This window comes from Bradyrhizobium sp. 199 (assembly GCF_023073355.1).
Taxonomy (GTDB): domain Bacteria; phylum Pseudomonadota; class Alphaproteobacteria; order Rhizobiales; family Xanthobacteraceae; genus Bradyrhizobium.
In genome coordinates, this window is sequence record NZ_JADPJI010000005.1 from 1,124,498 (window position 1) to 1,146,597 (window position 22,100).

Genomic DNA, 22,100 nt, shown 5'->3' on the forward strand with positions numbered 1-22,100 from the left:
GCCTTGTCGCGTTCGCGAAAGAAATCCTTCGCGATTGGGTCAGCTTTGCTCGCTCTTGTTTTTGGCAGCGCGATCAGAGGCTGCGGTATCGCCACCGCCGACACTCATCCGATTGAGGGATAGCCGCATGCCTTGGGTCGGCGCCGGCGCCCGTTTGGAACTCAGCGTGCGCGAGTTCACGCCCATCCAGGAAATTTCGGATGACAAGCGGCCATATTCGATCTTGGGGCAGCGGTTCATCACCACCTTGATACCAACCGATTCCGCCTTCAGCGCCGCCGCGTCATCGCGCGCGCCGAGCTGCATCCAAATCACCTTCGGCAGTGGATCGAGCGTGAGCGCCTCTTCGACCACAGGCATGATGTGGCTGGAATTGCGAAAGATGTCGATCATGTCGATGGGACGGTCGATGTCGGAGAGCGAGGCGACGAAGGGCTTTCCGAGCAGCTCCTTGCCGACATGGCCGGGGTTGACCGGGATCATGTCGTAGCTGCGCTGCGCCAGATATTTGAAGGCAAAATAGCTCGGCCGCACATTGAGCGGCGAGGCGCCGACCATCGCGATCGACTTCACGCTGTTGAGGATAGCGCGGATGTAATCGTCGGGATAGGCGTCGTGGTTCATCTTTTTCTTTCATTCGTCATTCCGGGGCGATGCGCAGCATCGGACCCGGAATCTCGAGATTCCGGGTCGGCTCTTCGAGCCGGCCGGAATGACAGCGTACCAAATACAGTCACTCATCCCGCCACGTCGGCGTGCGCTTCTCGATGAACGCGCCGATGCCTTCCTCGGCATCGCGCGCCATCATGTTCTCGGTCATCACCTCGGCCGCATAACGATAGGCATCCGCAAGGCTCATCTCGGCCTGGCGATAGAACGCCTCCTTGCCGAGCTTGACGGTGTAGGCGGATTTCAGCGCGACCTGCTCCGCCAGCGCGATTGCGGCGTCGCGCTCGGTGCCGGCGGCAACCACGCGGTTGACGAGCCCGATTTCACGGGCGCGCGCGGCCGGGATCGGCTCGCCCGTCAACAGCATCTCCATTGCCTGCTTGCGCGGCACGTTGCGCGACAGCGCCACCATCGGGGTCGAGCAGAACAGGCCGATGTCGACGCCGGGGGTGGCGAAGCTCGCCGCGTCCGAGGCAACGGCGAGATCGCAACTCGCCACGAGCTGGCAGCCGGCCGCGGTCGCGATGCCCTGGACCGATGCGACCACGGGCTTTGGCAGGTGCACGATCGCCTGCATCATCGCGCTGCAGGCCATCATCATCTCGGCGAAAAAGGCACGGCCGCGATCGGGATCGGCGCGGCGCGCGGTCAGCTCCTTCATGTCGTGGCCGGCGGAGAAGGCGGGACCGTTGGCCGCGATCACGACACCGCGGACCGCCTTGTCGTCGCGAATCTCGTTGAGCTCGGCATGCAGGCTGGCGATCATCGCTTCCGACAGGCTGTTGCGCGCGGCAGGACGGTTGAGGGTCAGGATGGCGATGGGGCCTGCGGTCTCGCGCAGCAGGATCGGCGGTTGCGGGGAGGGGGCGCGGGCAGCCTGGACGGGCATCAAAGCGTTTCCGGTTGGATTATTGCGATTGGATGACGCAGATAACTTAATGTAACAGGGGACGTGAAGCGAGGGTGAGGCGAAGCATGGCGTTAGCGAAAATGAGCGTGGCGGAGCTCGAGCAGTTTCTCCGGCACGAGTTTCCCCAGGCGTTCAGCGGCGACGACATCACGATCGAAAGCGCGGACGGCCAGACCTGCCTTTTGCGCCAGCGCTACAGCGAAAGGATGCTGCGGCCGGGTGGAACCGTGTCCGGCCCGACGCTGATGGCGCTCGCCGATTTCGCCATGTACGTGGTGCTCCTGTCCGCAATCGGGCCGATCGGGCTTGCCGTGACCACCAATCTCAACATCAACTTCCTGCGCAAGGGCCAGCCAGGCCAGGACGTGCTGGCGGAGGCGCAGCTGCTCAAGCTGGGCAAGCGGCTGGCGGTCGGGGAAGTGAACCTGTTGTCCGGCACCTCGCCGGATCCGATCGCCCACGTCACCTCGACCTATTCCATTCCAACTATTTGAGCTTTTTGCAGGTACTATAGCACCGTATTTTTAAGTCTTTGATATCCCAGTGTTTATTTCCGTCTCCGGGCATTGACCGTAGCGCGTCTCTTCTCTAGAAACCGCGCAGTCCGGCGCGGTGTTCGCGCCGATGCTCCCCGTCCACGGAAACTCTGACATGAAAACCTTTTCGGCAAAGCCGGCTGAGGTGACGAAGAAGTGGGTGCTGATCGACGCCAAGGGTCTGGTCGTCGGCCGCCTCGCCACCATCGTCGCCATGCGCCTGCGCGGCAAGCACCTCCCGACCTACACCCCGCACGTTGATTGCGGCGACAACGTCATCATCATCAACGCGCAGCATGCGGTCCTCACCGGACGCAAGCGCGAGCAGAAGACCTATTACAAGCACACCGGCTATGTCGGCCACATCAAGGAGCGCACCGCGCGCCAGATCCTCGAGGGCAAGCATCCCGAGCGCGTGCTCGAGAAGGCCGTCGAGCGCATGATCCCGCGTGGCCCGCTCGGTCGCGTGCAGATGGGCAACCTGCGCGTCTACGGCGGCGCCGATCATCCGCACGAGGCTCAGACCCCCGAGAAGATCGACATCGCCAAGTTGAACCGCAAGAACACGAGGGCCGCATAACATGGCCGAATCCATCCAGTCGCTCGACCAGCTCTCGCAGCTCAAGACTGCGGCCGCGCCCGACGCGCCCAAGCACGAGAAGAAGGTCGACAAGTTCAACCGCGCCTATGCCACCGGCAAGCGCAAGGACGCGGTCGCCCGCGTGTGGATCAAGCCGGGCGCCGGCAAGGTCACCGTCAACTCGCGCGAGGTCGAGGTCTATTTCGCCCGTCCCGTGCTGCGCATGATGATCGAGCAGCCGTTCTCCGTGGCCGCGCGTTCCGGCCAGTACGACGTGATCTGCACCGTCGCCGGCGGCGGTCTGTCGGGCCAGGCCGGTGCGGTTCGTCACGGCATCTCCAAGGCGCTGACCTATTTCGAGCCGGAGCTGCGCTCCGTGCTCAAGAAGGGCGGCTTCCTCACCCGCGACTCGCGCGTGGTCGAGCGCAAGAAGTACGGCAAGGCCAAGGCCCGCCGGTCCTTCCAGTTCTCGAAGCGTTAATCGCTTCGGTCACATTCGCCGCGAAAGCGGCTTCAATGAGATGCAAAAGGGCGCTGTTTTCAGCGCCCTTTTTGCTGTTCGTTTGTGTGCAAATTGATGGCGTGTTTCCCGAAAACTTGAGTCCGCGTGAAAACCTGAATGGAACCCGCGGGACGTAGCGTCGCATTCGGAAGGGCGCGCAAGTCGGCTGGGCCGATCGCGTAAACTGCTATGTTCTAGAGGGGGCCGACATGATGTCGCTCGATAGCATCACGCTCTATTTGGTCGCCACCATGATCGCCGCACTGCTCGGCGCCATGATGTTGTTTTTCGGAAGGCAGGAGAACAGTCCTGCGTTGAAATGGTGGGGCACCGCCTATCTGCTCGGTGCCGCCTCCGTCGCGCTATGGACCGCGGCCGGCGACAGGCTGGGCCCGCATCTTTACCTTGCGCTCAACGCGGTCGGCTTCGTGGCCTGCGGCATGGTTTGGAATGCGGCGCGCGTCTTCCATGGCCGCAAGCCGAACTGGCCTGGCCTCGTGCTCGGCGCGCTCGCCTGGGTCGCCGCCGTCACGCTGCTCGATCCCGCGGCGTCCATGCTGCGCATGATCGCAGGTGCCGGCATCGTCTCGGTCTATGCGGCGCTGACGGCGGGCGAGCTCTGGACCGAACGGCGCAAGAGCCTGCAGCGGCGCTGGCCGGCCGTCGTGGTGCCGGTAATGCACGGCTGCGTGTTGATGCTGCCGATCCTGATCGGAAGCTTCCTGCGCCCGTACGATGCCGGCTTCTCCTCGAGCATCTGGGTCACCGTGTTCGCAGTCGAGCTCGTGCTCTATGCGGTCGGCACCGTGTTCGTGATCTTCATGCTGGTGTCGGAGCGCACCGTCACCGCTCACCGGACCGCAGCATCCACCGATCCGATGACCGGCATGCTCAACCGGCGGGGTTTCTCCGAAGCTTGCAGCCGCCTGATCGAGCGCGAGGCCAAGGCCGGACGTCCCGTGACCGTGATGATCTTCGACATCGATTACTTCAAGTCGATCAACGACCGCTTCGGCCATCCGGCCGGTGACGAGATGCTGAAACTGTTTTCGACCGTCGTCGTCAGCAATCTGCGCATCACCGACCTGTCGGGCCGCATCGGCGGCGAGGAATTCGCAGCGCTGCTGCCGTGTTCGCTCGAGGAGGGCGTGCTGGTCGCCGAGCGCGTGCGTGAGGCGTTCGAAACCTCCGGCGTCGTCGTCGATGAGGGCCCGGTCGACACCACCGTCAGCATCGGCGTCGCCGGCGGGCCCGCCGGCACCGAACTCGAGGTGCTGCTGGCTTCGGCCGACACCGCACTCTACCAGGCCAAGCGCGGCGGCCGTAACCGCGTCGAGGCGGCGGAGGAGCTGCCACTGTCGCTGGAGAACTGGCGCCGCCAGAGCGCCGCGCGGGTCGGTGCGCCGCAGGTGCGGCCGGCCACCGCCTGAGACGCAAGGGGGCAATTGCGGTAATTCTCTGTTTACCATTCGATCCCTACCATTGCGGTCATGGAATCGATCCGTCGACAGAACCCGCAAGCTGCCCTGATGTCGCTCGAAGCCGCCGCGACCTCGGCACGCAGCGGTTTCGCCTGTGTGTTCTCGACCGCGGATGAATATGAGAGCGCGCTGATCAGCGAGCGCCGCGCGCAGGGACGCTACGCGCAAAGCCGCCGCAGCTATTGGCCGCTCGCGCTGTTCGTCGGTTGCGCCCTCATCGTGGCGGGCACGGTTCTGCTGCTGGTCTGAGCGACCTGCATTTGGGAGACGTGCATCTAGGATGCGCGCATTTTGGGCCGACCAGGGCGCCGTTTCGGCGCCTTTTTCTTTTTGGCCGGCTGGGCTAGACACGCCCATCGAACAAAAATGGGTGGAAACCGATGATCACCGAGATCGCGCAAATCGACGTCAAGCCGGGCAGCGAGAAGGACTTCGAGGCCGCCGTCGCCAAGGCCAAGGCCGCCTTCGGCCGCTCCAAGGGCTTTCACGGCTTCGAGCTGCACAAGTCGATCGAGAAGCCGCAGCGCTACCGGCTGATGGTGAAATGGGCGACGCTGGAAAACCACACGGTCGATTTCCGCGGTTCGGAGAATTTCACCGAATGGCGCGGCCTCGTCGGCCAGTATTTCGCGTCGCCGCCCGAAGTCGAGCACACCGAGACCGTGCTCACCGCCTGAGGCGGCTCAGGCCGCCTCGGCCAGTGGCGGTGCCTCATACGTCTTGAAATGGTCGATCATGACCTTGGCGATGGCGACCAGTGGCAGCGCCAGCGCGAGGCCCCAGATTCCGAACACGACGCCGAGCAGGATCTGGAACGCGAACAGCGTGGCCGGCGGGATGTCCAGCGCCTGCCGCTGCAGGATGGGCGTCAGCACGTAACTCTCCATCGCGTGTACCCCCATGAAAAGCAGAAAGGCCGAGAGCGCCGGGATCCAGCCCGAGGCAAGGCTTGCCAGCACCACGATGACGCCGGCAACGATGGCCCCGACGGTCGGGATGAAGGCGAGCAGGCCGGCCTGAATTCCCAGGATGAACGAGCCGGGGATACCGATGAGGGCAAGCCCGATCCAGGTCACTGCGCCGACCGCGAGCATGACGACGATCTGCGCGATCAGCCAGCGCTCCAGTGTCTCGGCTATGCGGTCGATGACGACGGTGACGCGGGCGCGGTGCCTGGCCGGCGCCAGGAACAGCAGGCCGTCGTGATAGACGGCGGGCTGGGCGGCGAAGGCGAACCCCAGGAACAGCACGATGAAGATGTTGCCGACACCGTGGATGGTGCCGAGCAGCAGCTTGAAGGTCTGGCTCACGATCGCGCCGCCGCTGGAGGCCAGCGCGCCCGCGCCGGGCAAGGGACCGCGCGAGGGCGCTGCCGGTGCGGGCGTCGCCTCCGACGGCGTATTGGCCGAGGGCTCAGACGCAGCGTTGCCGAGATCGAAGAAGCTGGTGTCGATGCCGTGGTTATCGAGAAAGGACCTGACATTGACGAGCTGCGACTTGAGGGTCTTGCTCAACAGCGAAGCCTGTTCGGCAATGGTGGCGCCGCCGAGATAGGCGACGCCGGCGAGCATCAGGGCGAGCGCGGTGCAGACGATCGCGAGCCGCACCGCATGCGGCAGGGGCACGCGGCGGCCGAGCGCGATCGTCAGCGCGTTGAGGCCGAGACCGAGCAGCATGCCGGTGAAGATCAGCAGCACGGTGGCGGCGAAATACCAGGCGAAGGCGAGCAGCGCGGTGAACAGCACGACCCCGATGCCCCCGACCGAGATCGCCCAAGCGAGGTCGCCGCGGGTCCGGGAGCGTTCATCTTTGGCCATGGTCACATCGGGTCCTTTCAGCGCGGCGCGCGCCGCACTCTCCCGGCAAACGAGCTTCCGATCAAGACCGCGTCAACGCGCTGGTTTGACGCCGGCGCGCCGACGGTGCAGAGCGATGGGGAAAGAACAATGGGGGCTGTTTGAGCTTCATCAGCAAATGGGCCGGTCTGCTCGGGCTCCTGGCCGTGATCGTGATCGGCGACCAGATCCGGATCAACCGGCCCGGCCACAAATTTCGCCTCACGGTCGAGGTGACGACGCCTGACGGGATCAAGACCGGGTCCGGCATTCTGGCCGTCGTGCCCGACCGCAACTATAACCGCGGCGGCCGCACCACGATGCGCGGGGAGGCGGTGTTCATCGACCTCGGCCAAGCCCCCGGCCAAGCCCCCGGCCAAGACCCCGGCCAAGACCGCGGCAAAGGCAGGAATCTGGTGGCCTTGCTGGCGCACCGGCAGGGCGCCAAGCTGGACTTCGACGACATCAACTATGTCGCGCTTCGCGCCTATGGCGCCGCGCGCGGCAACCGCGTCTCTTTCAACGATATTCACCGGCAGACCGGCGTGGTGCCGGTGCAGGGAGACCTCATTCCCGTGCTCGTGAGCTTTGGCGATCCCAATGATCCGAAGACCGCGCGCCTTGTCGCCGGCGACCATGCGGAGGTGGTTCTGGGCGAGGGCTTTGCGATCCGTGGCCTCACCGCCGAGGTCGTACCCAACGGATTTTGGCCGATTGATTTCGGTGGGGCGCTCGGAGATCCCGTGACGCGCGGAATCAGCGCGAAACTGCCCTGGCTGGCCGCGCCGGGCGATCCGGCCGCAATTGCGCTCCAGGCCGCCGGCCTGCCTGCCGGGGGCGAGGCCCGGGAGGCCTTTGCGCGAAAATAGCATTGCCGTCCCGCGTACCCTTCTGTTGAATTTGTTCCATCCCAAGGGCATGTTTGGAAGAAGCGTCTTCGGCGGAGAGGCACGGAACGACAGATGAGAAAGCCGGTCGTCGGCGTGATCGGGAACGCCCATCGCGTCGAAAATCGATTTCAGGTCCAAATGGTCGGCGAGCGCAATTTGCGCGCCGTGGCCGAGGTTTCCGGCGGCCTGCCGCTGATGTTCGCGGGCGCGCCTGATATCACCGATGTCGGCGCGTTGCTTGACGTGGTCGACGGAATCGTGCTCACCGGCGCCCGCGCCAATGTCCATCCGACCCACTTCAATGTCGATCCGTGTGAGCGGCACGAGCCGTACGATATCCATCGCGACGAGGTCGCGCTGGCGCTTTCGATCGCCTGCGTCGCGCGCGGCGTGCCGCTGTTCGGCATCTGCCGCGGCCTCCAGGAGATGAACGTCGCCTTCGGCGGCTCGCTGCATCCCGAGATCCGCGAAATCCCTGGCCGCATGAATCATCGCATGCCCCGGCTCGAGAGCGGCGAGATCCATCCCGATCCGACCGTCGTGTTCGCCGACCGTCACGACGTCGACCTGACGCCCGGCGGGGCGTTCGCAAGGTTGCTCGGCTGCGAGAAGATCCGGGTCAATTCGCTGCACGGGCAGGGCATATTGGAGCCCGGCAAGCGGGTGCTGATCGAGGGCATCGCCGAGGACGGCACCATCGAGGCGATCCGCATCGCGGAAGCCCCGACCTTTGCGCTCGGCGTGCAATGGCACGCCGAATACGATCCCCAGCACAATCCGATCAATCGCAAGCTGTTCGAGGCCTTTGGCGAGGCCCTGATCGCACGACAGAGGGCGGCGGCGTAGGGCACGCTCGTGTCCCGGACGCATTCGGGAAAGTGGAATATAGGGCTTGACGGGGTGTGTTGCCCCGACGCCTCGCGAGGGCGGCCCCGACCTCCGTTGGTTATTCCGCGGCGCGCTTTCGCCCCATCGTCATTGCGAGCGCAGCGGAGCAATTCAGAATCCCTCCGTGGCGGCAGTCTGGACCATCCTTGCGCCACGCCTGCGATCGGAAGGCCGCGCCCACTGCGCCACCGTCCGATGCGCATTGCAAATCTCGGGCGGAATAAACCAATCAGTAGGAATTGGTCCGTCCCTGTTTTTGCGGATCTGATTTGTTCTTTGAGAACGAAGTGGAGTCAGATGCAGAACGAAAGCCGACGCATCTGACCCGCAAGGTTTATCCCTGCACCGTCCGCTCGATCCGGCGCGCGCGATCGACCTGCGGCGATATCAAGGTAGTCAGCTTGTGGTACGCCTTGCGAAAGCCGCTCTCGTCCTCGTAGCCGGCCGTGCGCGCCTCGCCTTGATGGGCTGCATCGTCGTCTCCGGCAGCGTGCGAGCATGCTCGACGCGGCGGCGCATGATGAAGGCTTGTGGCGGCTCGTGCGTGAGCTCCTGAAATTTCCGGTTCAGCGGTACGCTCGCTGAGGCGAGGGCATGGGCCAGAAGGCGCGTGTTCTCACCCAACCGCTGATCGCAGGCGGCGTGACCGCGCCGGCCGAGCTGCAGAAGGCGTTCACGGCGACGTGGTAGCGGCTGAGTAGATCGGGTTCTGTAAGGCTCTACTCACCCTACGACACCCCCGAAACGAAAAGGCGCTCCTTTCGGAGCGCCTTTTGCTTGTCGAATAAACTTCCGACCATCAGAGCGAATAGTACATCTCGAACTCGACCGGGTGCGGGGTCATTTCGAAGCGGGCGACTTCGGTCATCTTCAGCTCGATATAGGCGTCGATGAAGTCGTCGTCGAACACGCCGCCGTTCTTGAGGAAGCCGCGGTCCTTGTCGAGGTTCTCTAGCGCCTCGCGGAGCGAACCGCAGACGGTCGGAATCTGCTTCAGTTCTTCCTTGGGCAGGTCGTAGAGGTCCTTGTCCATCGCCGGACCCGGATCGATCTTGTTCTTGATGCCGTCGAGGCCGGCCATCAGCATCGCGGCGAAGCCCAGATAGGGATTGGCCATCGGATCGGGGAAGCGCACCTCGACACGCTTGGCTTTCGGCGAAGCCGTGTAGGGGATACGGCAGGAGGCCGAACGGTTGCGCGCGGAGTAGGCGAGCAGCACCGGGGCCTCATAGCCCGGGACCAGACGCTTGTAGGAGTTGGTCGACGGGTTGGTGAAGGCGTTAATCGCCTTGGCGTGCTTGATGATGCCGCCGATGTAGTGCAGGCAGGTCTCCGACAGGTCGGCGTATTTGTTGCCGGCGAACACCGGCTTGCCGTCCTTCCAGATCGACTGGTGCACGTGCATGCCCGAGCCGTTGTCGCCATAGACCGGCTTTGGCATGAAGGTGGCGGTCTTGCCGTAGATGTGCGCGACCTGGTGGATGCAGTATTTGTAGATCTGCATGTGGTCGGCCATCAGCGTCAGCGTGTCGAACTTCATGCCGAGCTCGTGCTGGGCGGAGGCGACCTCGTGATGGTGCTTCTCGACCTTGACGCCCATCTTGGCCATGGCGCCGAGCATCTCCGAGCGCATGTCCTGCACCGAGTCCTGCGGCGGCACCGGGAAGTAGCCGCCCTTGGTGCGGATGCGGTGGCCGAGATTGCCGCCTTCATATTCGGTGTCGGAATTGGTCGGCAGCTCGGAGGAGTCGAGACGGAAGCCGGTGTTGTAGGGGTTGGCGGAGAAGCGCACGTCGTCGAACACGAAGAACTCGGCTTCGGGGCCGACGAACACGCTATCGCCGATGCCCATCGACTTCACCATGGCTTCGGCCTTCTTGGCGATGCCGCGGGGGTCGCGGTTGTAGGGCTCGCCGGTGGTCGGCTCGAGCACGTCGCAGGTGATGACCATGGTGGTCTCGGCGAAGAACGGATCGATCGTCGCGGTGACCGGATCCGGCATCAGGCACATGTCGGACTCGTTGATCGCCTTCCAGCCGGCGATCGAGGAGCCGTCGAACATCGTCCCCTCGGCGAAGATGTCATCATCGATCATGCTGACGTCGAACGTCACATGCTGCCACTTGCCACGCGGATCGGTGAAGCGCAGGTCGACGTACTTGACGTCGTTGTCCTTGATCGATTTCAGGACGTCTTTGGCGGTCTTCATGCATACCCCTTTTGGCTCTGCGGGTCGGTTTCCAGATGAGCAGGATTGTTCTCGTTTTTGGCGAGTTCGCGCGCGACCGCACAAACGAAATCAGGCCGCCGAAGCAGCCTTTTTCTTGTCAGAGTGTCGCAAAACGCGGGATAGCACCCGGCTCAGATAGCGTCCAGCCCGGATTCGCCGGTTCGGATGCGGATCGCCTCTTCGATGTTGGAGACGAAGATCTTACCGTCGCCGATGCGTCCGGTCTGTGCGGCGCGGCGGATCGCGTCGATGGCGCGCTCGACCAGATCGTCGCCGATCACGATCTCGATCTTCACCTTGGGCAGGAAATCGACGATGTATTCTGCGCCGCGGTAGAGTTCGGCGTGGCCCTTCTGCCGGCCAAAGCCCTTGGCCTCGGTGACGGTGATGCCCTGAAGGCCGACTTCCTGAAGCGCTTCCTTCACCTCGTCGAGCTTGAATGGCTTGATGATGGCTTCGATTTTCTTCACTGCGCGCCTCCCGGCCTTTCGAACAAATGCAACGTCTTCGTCAGGATGCGCTTCTCTTAACGCACGATCTTGTCTTCGCTAAGCCGGGATCCCTGACCTGTCCGGCAACAACGGCCGGCGACACCTGATAAATGCCAGTGAGCACGACGAACCGAAGCGGCTTCCTCGAAAGCAGGGTCTATGCCAAATTGCAAATGCCCTGATTATTGGAGCGTTATCAGCCTTTTAACGAGCATCTCTGAGTCGTGGCGCCGACCTGCATAAAATACCGAAGACTACGAAATAGGCAAACGGTTCAATAAGTGTGCAAGTCGGTGTTCCCCGCGTCGGATCGGCGCGGAAGATGCCTGTTGAAAAGGCGATTGTACTAGGGAAGTGGCATGGAAGTTCTGACCAACGCCGAAATGCAGCGGGCGGACCAGCTCACCATCGCGGCCGGCACGCCCGGTTTCAAGCTGATGCTGAGCGCGGGCCAGGCGGTCGCCGACGCCGCCCAGGCGCTGGTGGAGGAGGGGCCGATCCTGATCGTGGCCGGACCCGGCAACAATGGCGGTGACGGTTTTGTCGCAGCCGCCGAGCTCGCCGCCCAGGGGCGCGAGGTCTCGGTGATCGCCATGTGCGAGCGCGACCAGCTCCAGGGCGATGCGGCCTCCGCCGCGCGCGGCTGGAAGCATCCGCTGCTCCCGTTCAATCCGCAGGCGATCGGACGTCCCGCGCTGATCATCGATGCGCTGTTCGGTGCAGGCCTCAGCCGTCCCGTCGACGGCGAGGCGCATGCGATGATCGAGGCGATCAACGCCAACGGCGCCCCGGTGCTCGCGGTCGACCTGCCGAGCGGCATCAACGGCACCAGCGCGGCCGTAATGGGCGCGGCGGTGAACGCCACCGAGACCGTCACCTTCTTTCGCAAGAAGCCGGCGCATTTGCTGCTGCCGGGTCGGATGCATTGCGGCCATGTGCGCGTCGCGGACATCGGCATCGACGCGCAGGTGCTGGACGAGATCGCACCGCAGACGTTCGAGAACGATCCGGAGGTCTGGCGCGCAGCTTTCCCGGTGCCGCGCATCGGCGGCCACAAATACGCGCGGGGCCACGTGCTGGCGGTCTCCGGCGATGCGGCGGCGACCGGCGCGGCAAGGCTGGCCGCGCGCGGCGCGCTGCGGGCAGGAGCCGGCCTGGTGACGCTGGCGAGCCCGCGCGGTGCGCTCGCGATCAACGCGGCCGCGCTCACGGCCGTCATGGTTCACCCCGTCGACACGGTCGTCGAGTTCGGCGAGCTGCTCGGCGACAAGCGCTACAGCACCTGCATCATCGGCCCCGGCGCGGGCATCGGCGAGCGCACCTGCGATCTCGTTCACACCGCGCTGAGCGCACAGCGGCATTTGGTGCTGGACGCGGATGCGCTGACGAGCTTTGCTGCAAGCCCTGCGCGCCTGTTTGAATCAATCAGGTCCTCAGGTGACAATGCGGTGGTGCTGACCCCGCACGAAGGCGAGTTTCCGCGCCTGTTCTCCGACCTCAGCAACAAATTTCCGGGCCGTTCCAAGCTGGAGCGCGTGCGCGCAGCCGCCGAGCGCTGCGGCGCCGTCGTGCTCCTGAAGGGACCCGACACCACGATCGCCGCTCCCGACGGCCGCGCCACCATTGCCGCCAACGCGCCGCCCTGGCTCGCCACCGCCGGCGCGGGCGACGTCCTCTCCGGCATCATCGCTGGCCTCCTGGCGCAGGGCGTGCCGGCGTTCGAAGCCGCCAGCATCGGCGTGTGGATGCATGGCGAGGCGGGCAGCGAAGCCGGGCCCGGCCTGATCGCCGAGGATCTCACCGAGACGCTGCCGGCCGTGCACCGGCGGATCTATTCTGCGCTTGGCATCGAATACTGAGCGCTCACTCCACCCCATACCAGCGCACCAGCCGCGGTGCGGCCCAGTCGGTCGCGACGGATTCCATCAGCCATCGTCCGGGCGAGGTCGCCGCGAAAGCGATGCGCTGGGTCTGGCCGGGCTCGATGGCGAGCGTGTCGAGCCAATAGGGCTTCCAGCCGTCGTCGAGCCTGTCGAGCAGGCGGAAGGGGTGGCCGTGCAGATGGAAAACGATTGTGCTCGGGGCAGGGTTCTTGAGGGCCAGCACGACCGTGCGGCCGGCCTTGGACCGAAAGGCTGGAGTGGACGCGGTGGAGAAGCTTGCAGGCCGGATCCAGCCGGCGTCGGCTGCGCCGAGCGCGACATCGACCCGCAGGGCGCCTTTCAGGTCGAGCTTCTCGGGCAGGTCGTTCGGAGGGAGCGACTGCGGCGGCACGAGGGGCGCACGCCGCGCCAGTGTGCCTGATATCGTCAGCCTGCCGACCTGGCGCGCCTCCTTGCCGTCATGCAGCAGGAAGGGGGCCGATGTGGCTGCATCCACCAAGACGTCGGCGCGTCCGCCAGGTGCCAGGACCAGGGCGCCGTTGCGGGCCGAAAACGGCTCGGCCGGCTGTCCGTCCACGGCCATCACGCGCACGTCGTGGCCTTCCAATTTGATCGCCAGAACAGTGCGTTGGGAGCCATTGATAAAGCGCAGCCGCAGCCGCTGATTGCCTGGGGCTGAGAGTTCGAATGAGATCTGTCCGTTGATCGTATAGAGCGGCTTGATGTCCTTCGGGTCCTGGCCCGGCGGCACCGCGGTCCCGTCCGGCTGCAGGCGCCATTCCTCGATCAGCAGGACCTCGTCACGATCAACGGCGAGCGGGGTCGTCTCGGCGGCAATGATCGGAAGCGGGCGCGCCGGCTGCTTCAGACCGTCCTCGAACAGGCGGAAGTCGGCCAGCAGGGTTCCCGCATTGAGAATTGAAATGATTGATGTTTCAACCGCGTTTGGCGGCGCGGGCGCGCGTCCCCGGAGCGGGTCAGCGGGGGCCCCGCCGTTGAGGCCGTACCAGACTGGCGCAAGCGGCACAGGGAGGTCGTTCCGAAACACGACCTCGCAGCGGTCACCACGCCTCAGACGGACGTCCTTGAGATGGCTTAGGGCGGCGAGCTCCCAGATCGGTGTAGGCGGCTGCCCCGGTCTCAGAGCGAGCGTTGCCGGCCTTGCCTGCAGGGCGAGCTGGGCGGTCACAAGCGGGCCTGCGCCGCCCGATAACAGCCCTGCTGCTGAAGCTCCAAGGCCGGCGCCGAGGCCGGCCAAAAGCTCGCGTCTGGTCGGGTCGAAGATCCCTGGTTTCATGGCGCGATCCGGACCACGGCGCGCTGGATAAGTCCAGCCGTGGTGCCTACCTAAAGCCTGCCTCCATCGGGCCATTTTTTTGCTGCGAACAGTCAGGCACATGCTATAAGCCCGGCCGCCCGCGGCATCGCGGCCGGTCTTGATGCAACTTCACGCGGGCGTGGCGGAACTGGTAGACGCGCTGGATTTAGGTTCCAGTGACGAAAGTTGTGGGGGTTCGAGTCCCTCCGCCCGCACCAAGCGCTAATCGCGTTTGCACGGATTACGAGGCCTGCTTCCGCGCGGATGTTTGTCCGCCGGGAGCCGGTCCGATGAAGCACCGGCGTTGAGGCGTTTGCCTTGCGCCGGATCGATTGATGACAGCGTCCCGACGCATGCGCGCCGGGACCGAAGAGAAGAAGATTGGACGCCATGCAGGTCACAGAGACCCTCTCGGAAGGTTTGAAGCACGAGTTCAAGATCAGCGTTCCTGCGTCTGATCTCGACGCCAAGGCTGGTGCCAAGCTCGTTGACCTCAAGGACAAGGTCCGCATCAACGGCTTCCGCCCCGGCAAGGTGCCGGTCGCTCACCTCAAGAAGGTCTATGGCCGCTCGGTGATGGCCGAGACCATCGACCAGACCATCCGCGACACCAATACGCAGCTGTTCTCCGAGCGCGGCTTTCGCCTTGCAACCGAGCCGAAGATCACCATGCCGAGCGAGCAGGCCGAGGTCGAGGAATTGCTGAGCGGCAAGACCGATCTGACCTACACGGTCGCGATCGAGGTGGTGCCTTCGATTGCGCTCGCCGACTTCAAGACGTTCGAGGTCGAGAAGCCCGTCGCCGAGGTCACCGACGCCGACGTCGACGAGGCGATCAAGCGCATCGCCGATACCAACCGCACCTTTGCCGATAAGGGCGAGGGCGCCAAGGCCGCCTCGGGCGACCGCGTCACCATCAACTTCAAGGGCAGCATCAACGGCGAAGTCTTCGAGGGCGGCACCGGCGAGGGCATCCAGGTTGCCATCGGCTCCAACACCTTCATTCCCGGCTTCGAGGAGCAGCTGATCGGCATCGGCGCCAATGAGACGCGCACGCTGAAAGTGTCGTTCCCGAAGAACTACATGAACGAGAAGCTCGCCGGCCAGCCCGCCGAGTTCGAGACCACCGCGACGCTGATCGAGACGCCGCAGGACCTCGCAATCGACGACGAGTTCGCAAAGACGCTCGGCCTCGAATCGCTTGACAAGCTGAAGGAAGCCGCGCGCGAGCGTCTGGTTGCCGAGTTTGCCGGCGCGACGCGCCAGCGCGTCAAGCGCGCGCTGCTCGACCGCCTCGACGAGGCGCACCGCTTCGAGGCGCCGCCCTCTCTGGTCGACGAAGAGTTCAATCTGATGTGGAACTCGGTCAAGGCCGAGATGGATTCCGCCGGCAAGACCTTTGCCGACGAAGACACCACCGAGGACAAGGCGAAGGAAGAGTACCGCAAGATCGCCGACCGCCGCGTGCGGCTCGGCCTCGTGCTCTCCGAGATCGGCGAGAAGAACAAGATCTCCGTGACCGACGACGAGGTCGGCCGCGCCGTGATCGATCGCGCGCGCTCCATGCCCGGCCGCGAGAAGGAAGTCTGGGACTATTACCGCAGCAACGCCCAGGCGTTGGCCCAGCTTCGCGCACCGATCTATGAGGACAAGGTCGTCGACTTCATCCTCGAGCTCGCCAAGGTGACCGAGAAGAAGGTCTCGCGCGAGGACCTCTACAAGGACGACGAGGCGGAAAAGACCGCCGCCTGAAGGCTTTGAGATAGTCTCCTATTAAGGATGATCGGCGAAGAGGCCCAGCTAGCCAGATGGCCGGCTGGGCCTGTTTGTACGAATCAGCTTCAACTGCCCGACGGATTAAGCCTTAATGCGCTCCGCACTTGTCAGAAGCGAATTGGGCTATATCTGTCGGTACGCCTTCTACCTCTTACCCAAGTTCCTGCATCACAGGACGTCCACTCGCGCTTCCGGCAAAGCCAAACTGGCAGCCAGGCCCGGTGATGTCCGTCTGCGAAAACCCTAGGTGACTCATGCGCGATCCGGTTGAAACCTACATGAACCTCGTGCCCATGGTGGTCGAGCAGACCAACCGTGGCGAGCGCGCCTACGACATTTTCTCGCGCCTCCTGAAGGAGCGCATCATCTTCCTGACCGGGCCGGTCGAGGACGGCATGTCGACGCTGGTCGTCGCGCAGCTCTTGTTCCTCGAGGCGGAAAACCCGAAGAAGGAAATCTCGATGTACATCAACTCGCCGGGCGGCGTGGTGACGTCGGGGCTTGCGATCTACGACACCATGCAATTCATCCGTCCGCCGGTCTCGACGCTGTGCACGGGCCAGGCCGCCTCAATGGGCTCGCTGCTGCTCTGCGCCGGCGAAAAGGACATGCGTTTCTCGCTGCCGAACGCGCGCATCATGGTGCACCAGCCCTCCGGCGGCTTCCAGGGCCAGGCCACCGACATCATGCTGCACGCCCAGGAAATCCTGAACCTGAAGAAGCGGCTCAACGAGATCTACGTGAAGCACACCGGCCAGACCTACAAGTCGATCGAGGACGCGCTGGAACGCGACAAGTTCCTGACCGCGAACGACGCCAAGGAGTTCGGCCTGGTCGACAGGGTCATCGACAAGCGCGCTGAGGAAGCGGCAGGGGCGAAGACCCCGTAGCACTACAGAAGTGTGACGCGATCCCTCGGCAACCCCTTGGGATCCGTCGCGCACCATAAGGTGGCGTTCACGCTATGGACGCGTGTACGCGCTGCAAAACGTAGTTTTTGCAGCCTGCACAGGCAGAAAGTTCTGCTTTCGTGCTTGTTTTTCGTGGCAATCCAGCAACGCCGGGGTGATTTCGATCACTTCATCCGTGCCAAGACCGGAAATCACGGTATTGTCACGGGTAGCCGGCGCCCCCCGATTAGCGAATTCTTGATAGTCGGGTGACAGCATGGTTGGCTACGAACGATCGGCTATGATCGCGGAGAATCGAGTGACCCTGATTCGCACGGGATGTAACGCGTAGGGTCTTTTTTGGTACGGAATTTGCTCTATTTAAGCTTCATGCTGGCCATCGTGCCGGAATGGAGCGATCGAGCGGAACGGGATCGAACCGCGGACGGAGACAGGAATGAGTAAGGTCGGCACGAGCGACTCCAAGAACACGCTATATTGCTCGTTCTGCGGCAAGAGCCAGCACGAAGTCCGCAAACTGATCGCGGGTCCCACGGTCTTTATCTGCGACGAGTGCGTCGAGCTCTGCATGGACATCATCCGCGAGGAGAACAAATCCTCGCTGGTCAAGTCGCGCGACGGCATTCCGACGCCGAAGGAAATCTGCAAGGTCCTGGACGACTACGTGATCGGCCAGAGCCATGCCAAGAAGGTCCTGTCGGTCGCGGTGCACAACCACTACAAGCGCCTCAACCACCAGACCAAGCACAACGACGTCGAACTCGCGAAGTCGAACATCCTGCTGATCGGTCCGACCGGCTCGGGCAAGACGCTGCTCGCGCAGACGCTCGCCCGCATCCTCGACGTGCCGTTCACGATGGCGGATGCAACGACGCTGACCGAGGCCGGCTATGTCGGTGAGGACGTCGAGAACATCATCCTGAAGCTGCTCCAGGCCGCCGACTACAATGTCGAGCGCGCTCAGCGCGGCATCGTCTACATCGACGAAATCGACAAGATCAGCCGCAAGTCCGACAATCCCTCGATCACGCGCGACGTGTCGGGTGAAGGCGTGCAGCAGGCGCTGCTCAAGATCATGGAAGGCACGGTGGCTTCGGTTCCGCCGCAGGGCGGCCGCAAGCATCCGCAGCAGGAATTCCTGCAGGTGGACACCACCAACATCCTGTTCATCTGCGGCGGCGCGTTCGCCGGCCTCGAGAAGATCATCTCGGCACGTGGGCGGTCGACCTCGATCGGTTTCGCCGCCCAGGTGATGGCGCCGGAAGACCGCCGGACCGGCGAGATCTTCCGTCACGTCGAGCCTGAGGACCTGCTGAAGTACGGCCTCATCCCCGAATTCGTCGGCCGTCTGCCCGTCGTGGCGACGCTCGAGGATCTCGACGAGGCTTCGCTGAAGAAGATCCTGACGGAGCCGAAGAACGCGCTGGTGAAGCAGTACCAGCGGCTGTTCGAGATGGAGAACATCGAGCTGACCTTCGCCGACGAGGCGCTTGGCGCGGTTGCCCGCAAGGCGATCGAGCGCAAGACCGGCGCGCGCGGGTTGCGTTCGATCCTCGAGGCGATCCTGCTCGAGACGATGTTCGACCTGCCGGGCCTGGAAGGCGTGGAAGAAGTCGTGATCTCCCGCGAAGTCGTGGAAGGAACGGCGCGCCCGCTCTACATCTACGCCGATCGGTCCGATCGCGCCGTCGAGAACGCCAGCGCCTGATCCGGCGGCGCTGGAACGCTCCAATTGTATCCTCAAGCCGGGCTGCGGAAGTGTATCTCCGCAGCCGGTGTTGCGTCGCTTGCCGCGTTGCGTAAGCGCCTGATGGCGCGCGTTTTTCAATGACTTGACACCCCCCTTGTCGATAGCCACCTAATGTCGGCGGCGAGCGAAAATTCTCTTCCAGATTCGCCTCAGTTCCGATCCGGCGAGGCGGTCCTACTCGCAGAGGACCGACCGGTCTTTCGGATCAATTCGGCACCTTGTGGCGGTTGCGCATGAACAGCGGGCTGCGTGCGAGGGGGTAAAGCAAAAGGAAAAAGGCGATGACTAATCCAAAACCCCGGCCAACCATCGTTCATGGCGAAACGCACGCCTATCCCGTGCTGCCCCTGCGCGACATCGTCGTGTTCCCGCACATGATCGTTCCGCTCTTCGTCGGCCGCGAGAAGTCGATCCGCGCGCTCGAAGAGGTGATGAAGAACGACGCGCTGATCATGCTCGCGACGCAGAAGAACGCGTCCGACGATGATCCGGCGCCCGATGCCATTTACGAGACCGGTACGCTCGCCAGCGTGCTGCAGCTCTTGAAGCTTCCTGACGGAACCGTGAAGGTGCTGGTCGAAGGGCTCGAGCGCGCGCGCGTGCAGAAGTACACCGATCGCGCCGACTATTACGAAGCGACCGCCATTGCGCTGGCCGACACTGATGCGAAGTCGGTCGAGGCCGAAGCGATGGCGCGCTCGGTCGTGTCCGACTTCGAGAGCTATGTGAAGCTCAACAAGAAGATCTCGGCCGAGGTAGTCGGCGTCGTGCAGGCGATCACCGATTTCGCCAAGCTCGCCGACACCGTGGCCTCGCATCTCGCCGTCAAGATCGCGGACCGCCAGGGCATCCTAGAGACGCTGTCGGTCACCACGCGCCTCGAGAAGGTGCTGGGCCTGATGGAGAGCGAGATCTCGGTGCTGCAGGTCGAGAAGCGGATCCGTTCTCGTGTCAAACGACAAATGGAGAAGACCCAGCGCGAGTATTATCTCAACGAGCAGATGAAGGCGATCCAGAAGGAACTCGGCGACGACGACGGTCGCGACGAACTCGCCGATCTCGAAGAGAAGATCTCCAAGACCAAGCTCTCCAAGGAAGCGCGCGAAAAGGCGCAGCATGAATTGAAGAAGCTGCGCCAGATGTCGCCGATGTCCGCGGAAGCGACCGTCGTGCGCAATTATCTGGATTGGCTGCTGTCGATCCCGTGGAACAAGAAGTCCAAGGTGAAGAAGGACCTGGAGCAGGCGCAAGGCATCCTGGACTCCGATCACTACGGGCTGGAGAAGGTCAAGGAGCGCATCGTCGAGTACCTCGCGGTGCAGTCGCGTGCGAACAAGCTGACTGGACCGATCCTGTGCCTCGTCGGGCCTCCCGGCGTCGGCAAGACCTCGCTCGGCAAGTCGATCGCGAAGGCGACGGGGCGCGAATTCGTGCGCGTCTCGCTCGGCGGCGTGCGTGACGAGGCCGAGATCCGCGGTCACCGCCGCACCTATATCGGCTCGATGCCCGGCAAGATCATCCAGTCGATGCGCAAGGCCAAGTCGTCCAATCCGCTGTTCCTGCTGGACGAGATCGACAAGATGGGCGCCGATTTCCGCGGCGATCCGTCCTCCGCCTTGCTCGAGGTCCTCGACCCCGAGCAGAACGGGACGTTCAACGACCACTATCTCGAGGTCGACTACGATCTGTCCAGCGTGATGTTCATCACGACCGCGAATACGCTCAATATTCCGGGCCCGCTGATGGACCGCATGGAGATCATCCGGATCGCCGGTTACACCGAGAACGAGAAGGTCGAGATCGCGCGCAAGCATCTGATCCCGAACGCGGTGTCCAAGCACGGTCTGGACTCCAAGGAGTTCTCGATCGACGACGACGCGCTGCTGCTTCTGATCCGCCGCTACACCCGCGAAGCGGGCGTGCGTAACCTGGAGCGTGAGCTTTCGACACTCGCCCGCAAGGCGGTGAAAGAGCTGATGATCTCCAAGAAGAAGTCGGTCAAGGTCACCGAGAAGACTCTGGAAGAGTTGCTCGGTGTGCCGAAGTACCGCTACGGCGAGATCGAGAGCGAGCCGCAGGTCGGCATCGTCACCGGCCTTGCCTGGACCGACGTCGGCGGCGAGTTGCTGACCATCGAGGGTGTCATGATGCCCGGCAAGGGCAAGATGACGGTCACCGGCAATCTGCGTGACGTGATGAAGGAATCGATCTCGGCGGCGGCGTCCTATGTCCGCTCGCGCGCGATCAATTACGGCATCGAGCCGCCGCTGTTCGACCGGCGCGACATCCACGTCCACGTGCCGGAAGGCGCGACGCCGAAGGACGGTCCCTCCGCGGGCGTTGCCATGGCCACCGCGATCATCTCGGTCATGACCGGAATCCCGGTCCGCCACGATGTCGCGATGACGGGCGAGATCACGCTGCGCGGCCGCGTGCTGCCGATCGGCGGCCTGAAGGAGAAGCTGCTGGCCGCGGCCCGCGGCGGCATCAAGACGGTGCTGATCCCCGAGGACAACGCCAAGGATCTCACGGAGATTTCCGATGCGATCAAGGGCGGCATGGAGATCATCCCGGTCTCGCGTCTCGACGACGTCGTCGTCAAGGCGCTGGTCAAGAAGCCGGTGCCGATCGTCTGGGAAGAGGACACCAAGGTGACGGTGAAGCCGGACGGCGATGAAGCCGCCGGCGGCCTGACCGCGCACTGATCGCCATTCTAAATGATGATAAAACGGCGCCTTCGGGCGCCGTTTTTGTTTGGGGGCAGGGGATGACGAAGATGCACATCGACGGGCAATGCCATTGCGCGACAATCACCTTCGAGGCCGAGATCGACCCCGCGGCGGTGTCGGTCTGCCACTGCACCGATTGCCAGACGCTGACCGGCTCGCCGTTCCGGGTGACGGCGGTCTGTTCAGGCGCCGATGTCCGCCTGACCGGCGGCACGCCCAAGATCTACGGCAAGCGCGGCGACAACGGCCGGATGCGCTTCCAGCATTTCTGCGCCGACTGCGGTTCGCCGCTGTTCACGAGCGGCGAGGGCGAGGAGGCCGACGATTGGGGTATCCGCTGGGGCAGCATCCGCCAGCGCGACAAATTGCGGCCCGTCAGTCAGATCTGGTGCCAGTCCGCGGCGGTGTGGATCGACGCGGTGCCGTTGCTGCCGGGAAGACCTGGGGATTGAGAAGGGCTTGCCGAGCCGAAGCTCGCGGCCCAAAAGACCGCCGCGCCCGTTGGGCTTCGGCGCGGCAGCCGTCGCCAGCTTCGCCAATGAACGCCTCGCCCGGCTTGCCGAGCGTGGCTTGCAGGCGAAGGCTGCGCACGACTGCGCGGCGAGGGCCGTTATCCACAAAAAGGACGCGGATGATCCGTGACTTCCGGTGCTGCGATCACGTCACGCCTTAATCATTGTCCGGAAGTAGACGTTCGGCCGGCCATCGTCGAAGCAGATTT

21 protein-coding genes and 1 tRNA gene are annotated in these 22,100 nt (G+C 63.9%); 15 read left to right on the forward strand and 7 right to left on the reverse strand.

The features are described 5' to 3' along the window. Positions 1-39: 39 nt before the first annotated feature. Both IVB28_RS13875 and IVB28_RS13880 read right to left on the reverse strand, forming a co-directional pair. The gene (locus IVB28_RS13875) at positions 40-624 is read right to left on the reverse strand and encodes a CoA-binding protein (protein ID WP_247526877.1); all 585 of its coding nucleotides are present in this window, start codon (positions 622-624) and stop codon (positions 40-42) included. 109 nt (positions 625-733) lie between these two features. Beyond that, on the reverse strand, positions 734-1,558 hold the full coding sequence (locus IVB28_RS13880; protein WP_247526878.1) for an enoyl-CoA hydratase: 825 nt from the start codon (positions 1,556-1,558) through the stop codon (positions 734-736). 86 nt (positions 1,559-1,644) lie between these two features. Between IVB28_RS13880 and IVB28_RS13885 the strand changes: the two genes are divergently transcribed. From IVB28_RS13885 to IVB28_RS13910, 6 genes are all read left to right on the forward strand, one after another. Beyond that, the gene (locus IVB28_RS13885; protein WP_247526879.1) at positions 1,645-2,073 is read left to right on the forward strand and encodes a PaaI family thioesterase; all 429 of its coding nucleotides are present in this window, start codon (positions 1,645-1,647) and stop codon (positions 2,071-2,073) included. Positions 2,074-2,230: 157 nt separating this feature from the next. After that, positions 2,231-2,695: a 50S ribosomal protein L13 gene (gene rplM, locus IVB28_RS13890; RefSeq protein ID WP_091965253.1), complete on the forward strand. Its 465-nt coding sequence runs from the start codon at positions 2,231-2,233 to the stop codon at positions 2,693-2,695. Between the two features lies 1 nt (position 2,696). Beyond that, on the forward strand, positions 2,697-3,176 hold the full coding sequence (gene rpsI, locus IVB28_RS13895) for a 30S ribosomal protein S9 (RefSeq protein ID WP_008547917.1): 480 nt from the start codon (positions 2,697-2,699) through the stop codon (positions 3,174-3,176). A 230-nt stretch (positions 3,177-3,406) separates the two neighbouring features. Next, positions 3,407-4,627, forward strand: coding sequence for a GGDEF domain-containing protein (locus tag IVB28_RS13900; RefSeq protein WP_247526880.1), 1,221 nt, complete (start codon positions 3,407-3,409; stop codon positions 4,625-4,627). A 60-nt stretch (positions 4,628-4,687) separates the two neighbouring features. Then, positions 4,688-4,927, forward strand: coding sequence for a hypothetical protein (locus IVB28_RS13905; RefSeq protein WP_247526883.1), 240 nt, complete (start codon positions 4,688-4,690; stop codon positions 4,925-4,927). A gap of 131 nt (positions 4,928-5,058) precedes the next feature. Beyond that, positions 5,059-5,355, forward strand: coding sequence for an antibiotic biosynthesis monooxygenase family protein (locus tag IVB28_RS13910; protein ID WP_247526886.1), 297 nt, complete (start codon positions 5,059-5,061; stop codon positions 5,353-5,355). Between the two features lie 6 nt (positions 5,356-5,361). On the opposite strand, the gene IVB28_RS13915 is transcribed toward IVB28_RS13910, so the two are convergent. Beyond that, positions 5,362-6,501 carry an AI-2E family transporter gene (locus tag IVB28_RS13915; RefSeq protein WP_247526888.1) on the reverse strand — a complete coding sequence of 380 codons (1,140 nt, stop codon included), beginning with the start codon at positions 6,499-6,501 and terminating at the stop codon, positions 5,362-5,364. 134 nt (positions 6,502-6,635) lie between these two features. On the opposite strand from IVB28_RS13915, the gene IVB28_RS13920 reads away from it, so the two are divergent. Further along, positions 6,636-7,382: a hypothetical protein gene (locus tag IVB28_RS13920; protein ID WP_247526890.1), complete on the forward strand. Its 747-nt coding sequence runs from the start codon at positions 6,636-6,638 to the stop codon at positions 7,380-7,382. A gap of 93 nt (positions 7,383-7,475) precedes the next feature. Further along, positions 7,476-8,249, forward strand: a complete 774-nt coding sequence (locus tag IVB28_RS13925) for a gamma-glutamyl-gamma-aminobutyrate hydrolase family protein (protein WP_247526892.1) — start codon at positions 7,476-7,478, stop codon at positions 8,247-8,249. Positions 8,250-9,090: 841 nt separating this feature from the next. On the opposite strand, the gene glnA is transcribed toward IVB28_RS13925, so the two are convergent. Both glnA and IVB28_RS13935 read right to left on the reverse strand, forming a co-directional pair. Then, complete coding sequence (glnA, locus tag IVB28_RS13930) at positions 9,091-10,500, reverse strand: type I glutamate--ammonia ligase (RefSeq protein ID WP_247526894.1); 1,410 nt, start codon at positions 10,498-10,500, stop codon at positions 9,091-9,093. 152 nt (positions 10,501-10,652) lie between these two features. Next, positions 10,653-10,991, reverse strand: a complete 339-nt coding sequence (locus IVB28_RS13935; RefSeq protein ID WP_007603495.1) for a P-II family nitrogen regulator — start codon at positions 10,989-10,991, stop codon at positions 10,653-10,655. 380 nt (positions 10,992-11,371) lie between these two features. On the opposite strand from IVB28_RS13935, the gene IVB28_RS13940 reads away from it, so the two are divergent. Then, complete coding sequence (locus IVB28_RS13940) at positions 11,372-12,871, forward strand: NAD(P)H-hydrate dehydratase (RefSeq protein ID WP_247526896.1); 1,500 nt, start codon at positions 11,372-11,374, stop codon at positions 12,869-12,871. 4 nt (positions 12,872-12,875) lie between these two features. On the opposite strand, the gene IVB28_RS13945 is transcribed toward IVB28_RS13940, so the two are convergent. Continuing rightward, a complete protein-coding gene (locus IVB28_RS13945) occupies positions 12,876-14,192 on the reverse strand; it encodes a multicopper oxidase domain-containing protein (RefSeq protein WP_247526897.1) in 1,317 nt (438 codons plus the stop codon). A gap of 154 nt (positions 14,193-14,346) precedes the next feature. On the opposite strand from IVB28_RS13945, the gene IVB28_RS13950 reads away from it, so the two are divergent. From IVB28_RS13950 to IVB28_RS13960, 3 genes are all read left to right on the forward strand, one after another. Continuing rightward, positions 14,347-14,431: transfer RNA gene (locus IVB28_RS13950), tRNA-Leu, on the forward strand. 172 nt (positions 14,432-14,603) lie between these two features. Continuing rightward, complete coding sequence (gene tig / locus IVB28_RS13955) at positions 14,604-15,965, forward strand: trigger factor (RefSeq protein ID WP_247526898.1); 1,362 nt, start codon at positions 14,604-14,606, stop codon at positions 15,963-15,965. Positions 15,966-16,243: 278 nt separating this feature from the next. Then, positions 16,244-16,879, forward strand: coding sequence for an ATP-dependent Clp protease proteolytic subunit (locus tag IVB28_RS13960; RefSeq protein ID WP_247321790.1), 636 nt, complete (start codon positions 16,244-16,246; stop codon positions 16,877-16,879). A 72-nt stretch (positions 16,880-16,951) separates the two neighbouring features. Here IVB28_RS13960 and IVB28_RS13965 read toward each other — a convergent pair whose 3' ends face one another. Beyond that, on the reverse strand, positions 16,952-17,158 hold the full coding sequence (locus IVB28_RS13965; RefSeq protein ID WP_247526899.1) for a hypothetical protein: 207 nt from the start codon (positions 17,156-17,158) through the stop codon (positions 16,952-16,954). Positions 17,159-17,336: 178 nt separating this feature from the next. On the opposite strand from IVB28_RS13965, the gene clpX reads away from it, so the two are divergent. From clpX to IVB28_RS13980, 3 genes are all read left to right on the forward strand, one after another. Next, positions 17,337-18,608: an ATP-dependent Clp protease ATP-binding subunit ClpX gene (gene clpX / locus IVB28_RS13970; protein ID WP_091965274.1), complete on the forward strand. Its 1,272-nt coding sequence runs from the start codon at positions 17,337-17,339 to the stop codon at positions 18,606-18,608. Positions 18,609-18,931: 323 nt separating this feature from the next. Next, on the forward strand, positions 18,932-21,355 hold the full coding sequence (gene lon / locus IVB28_RS13975) for an endopeptidase La (protein ID WP_247526900.1): 2,424 nt from the start codon (positions 18,932-18,934) through the stop codon (positions 21,353-21,355). A gap of 71 nt (positions 21,356-21,426) precedes the next feature. Then, positions 21,427-21,831, forward strand: a complete 405-nt coding sequence (locus tag IVB28_RS13980) for a GFA family protein (protein WP_247528536.1) — start codon at positions 21,427-21,429, stop codon at positions 21,829-21,831. Positions 21,832-22,100: the final 269 nt, after the last annotated feature.

Excerpts from the sequence above, each read along its gene's own strand:
- clpX (WP_091965274.1), top strand. The coding sequence starts at position 17,337 with ATGAGTAAGGTCGGCACGAGCGACTCCAAGAACACGCTATATTGCTCG.
- IVB28_RS13945 (WP_247526897.1), bottom strand. The coding sequence starts at position 14,192 with ATGAAACCAGGGATCTTCGACCCGACCAGACGCGAGCTTTTGGCCGGC.
- IVB28_RS13965 (WP_247526899.1), bottom strand. The coding sequence starts at position 17,158 with ATGCTGTCACCCGACTATCAAGAATTCGCTAATCGGGGGGCGCCGGCT.
- IVB28_RS13960 (WP_247321790.1), top strand. The coding sequence starts at position 16,244 with ATGCGCGATCCGGTTGAAACCTACATGAACCTCGTGCCCATGGTGGTC.
- lon (WP_247526900.1), top strand. The coding sequence starts at position 18,932 with ATGACTAATCCAAAACCCCGGCCAACCATCGTTCATGGCGAAACGCAC.
- IVB28_RS13905 (WP_247526883.1), top strand. The coding sequence starts at position 4,688 with ATGGAATCGATCCGTCGACAGAACCCGCAAGCTGCCCTGATGTCGCTC.
- IVB28_RS13880 (WP_247526878.1), bottom strand. The coding sequence starts at position 1,558 with ATGCCCGTCCAGGCTGCCCGCGCCCCCTCCCCGCAACCGCCGATCCTG.
- glnA (WP_247526894.1), bottom strand. The coding sequence starts at position 10,500 with ATGAAGACCGCCAAAGACGTCCTGAAATCGATCAAGGACAACGACGTC.
- IVB28_RS13900 (WP_247526880.1), top strand. The coding sequence starts at position 3,407 with ATGATGTCGCTCGATAGCATCACGCTCTATTTGGTCGCCACCATGATC.
- IVB28_RS13875 (WP_247526877.1), bottom strand. The coding sequence starts at position 624 with ATGAACCACGACGCCTATCCCGACGATTACATCCGCGCTATCCTCAAC.
- rplM (WP_091965253.1), top strand. The coding sequence starts at position 2,231 with ATGAAAACCTTTTCGGCAAAGCCGGCTGAGGTGACGAAGAAGTGGGTG.
- IVB28_RS13910 (WP_247526886.1), top strand. The coding sequence starts at position 5,059 with ATGATCACCGAGATCGCGCAAATCGACGTCAAGCCGGGCAGCGAGAAG.
- IVB28_RS13940 (WP_247526896.1), top strand. The coding sequence starts at position 11,372 with ATGGAAGTTCTGACCAACGCCGAAATGCAGCGGGCGGACCAGCTCACC.
- tig (WP_247526898.1), top strand. The coding sequence starts at position 14,604 with ATGCAGGTCACAGAGACCCTCTCGGAAGGTTTGAAGCACGAGTTCAAG.
- IVB28_RS13925 (WP_247526892.1), top strand. The coding sequence starts at position 7,476 with ATGAGAAAGCCGGTCGTCGGCGTGATCGGGAACGCCCATCGCGTCGAA.
- rpsI (WP_008547917.1), top strand. The coding sequence starts at position 2,697 with ATGGCCGAATCCATCCAGTCGCTCGACCAGCTCTCGCAGCTCAAGACT.
- IVB28_RS13980 (WP_247528536.1), top strand. The coding sequence starts at position 21,427 with ATGCACATCGACGGGCAATGCCATTGCGCGACAATCACCTTCGAGGCC.
- IVB28_RS13885 (WP_247526879.1), top strand. The coding sequence starts at position 1,645 with ATGGCGTTAGCGAAAATGAGCGTGGCGGAGCTCGAGCAGTTTCTCCGG.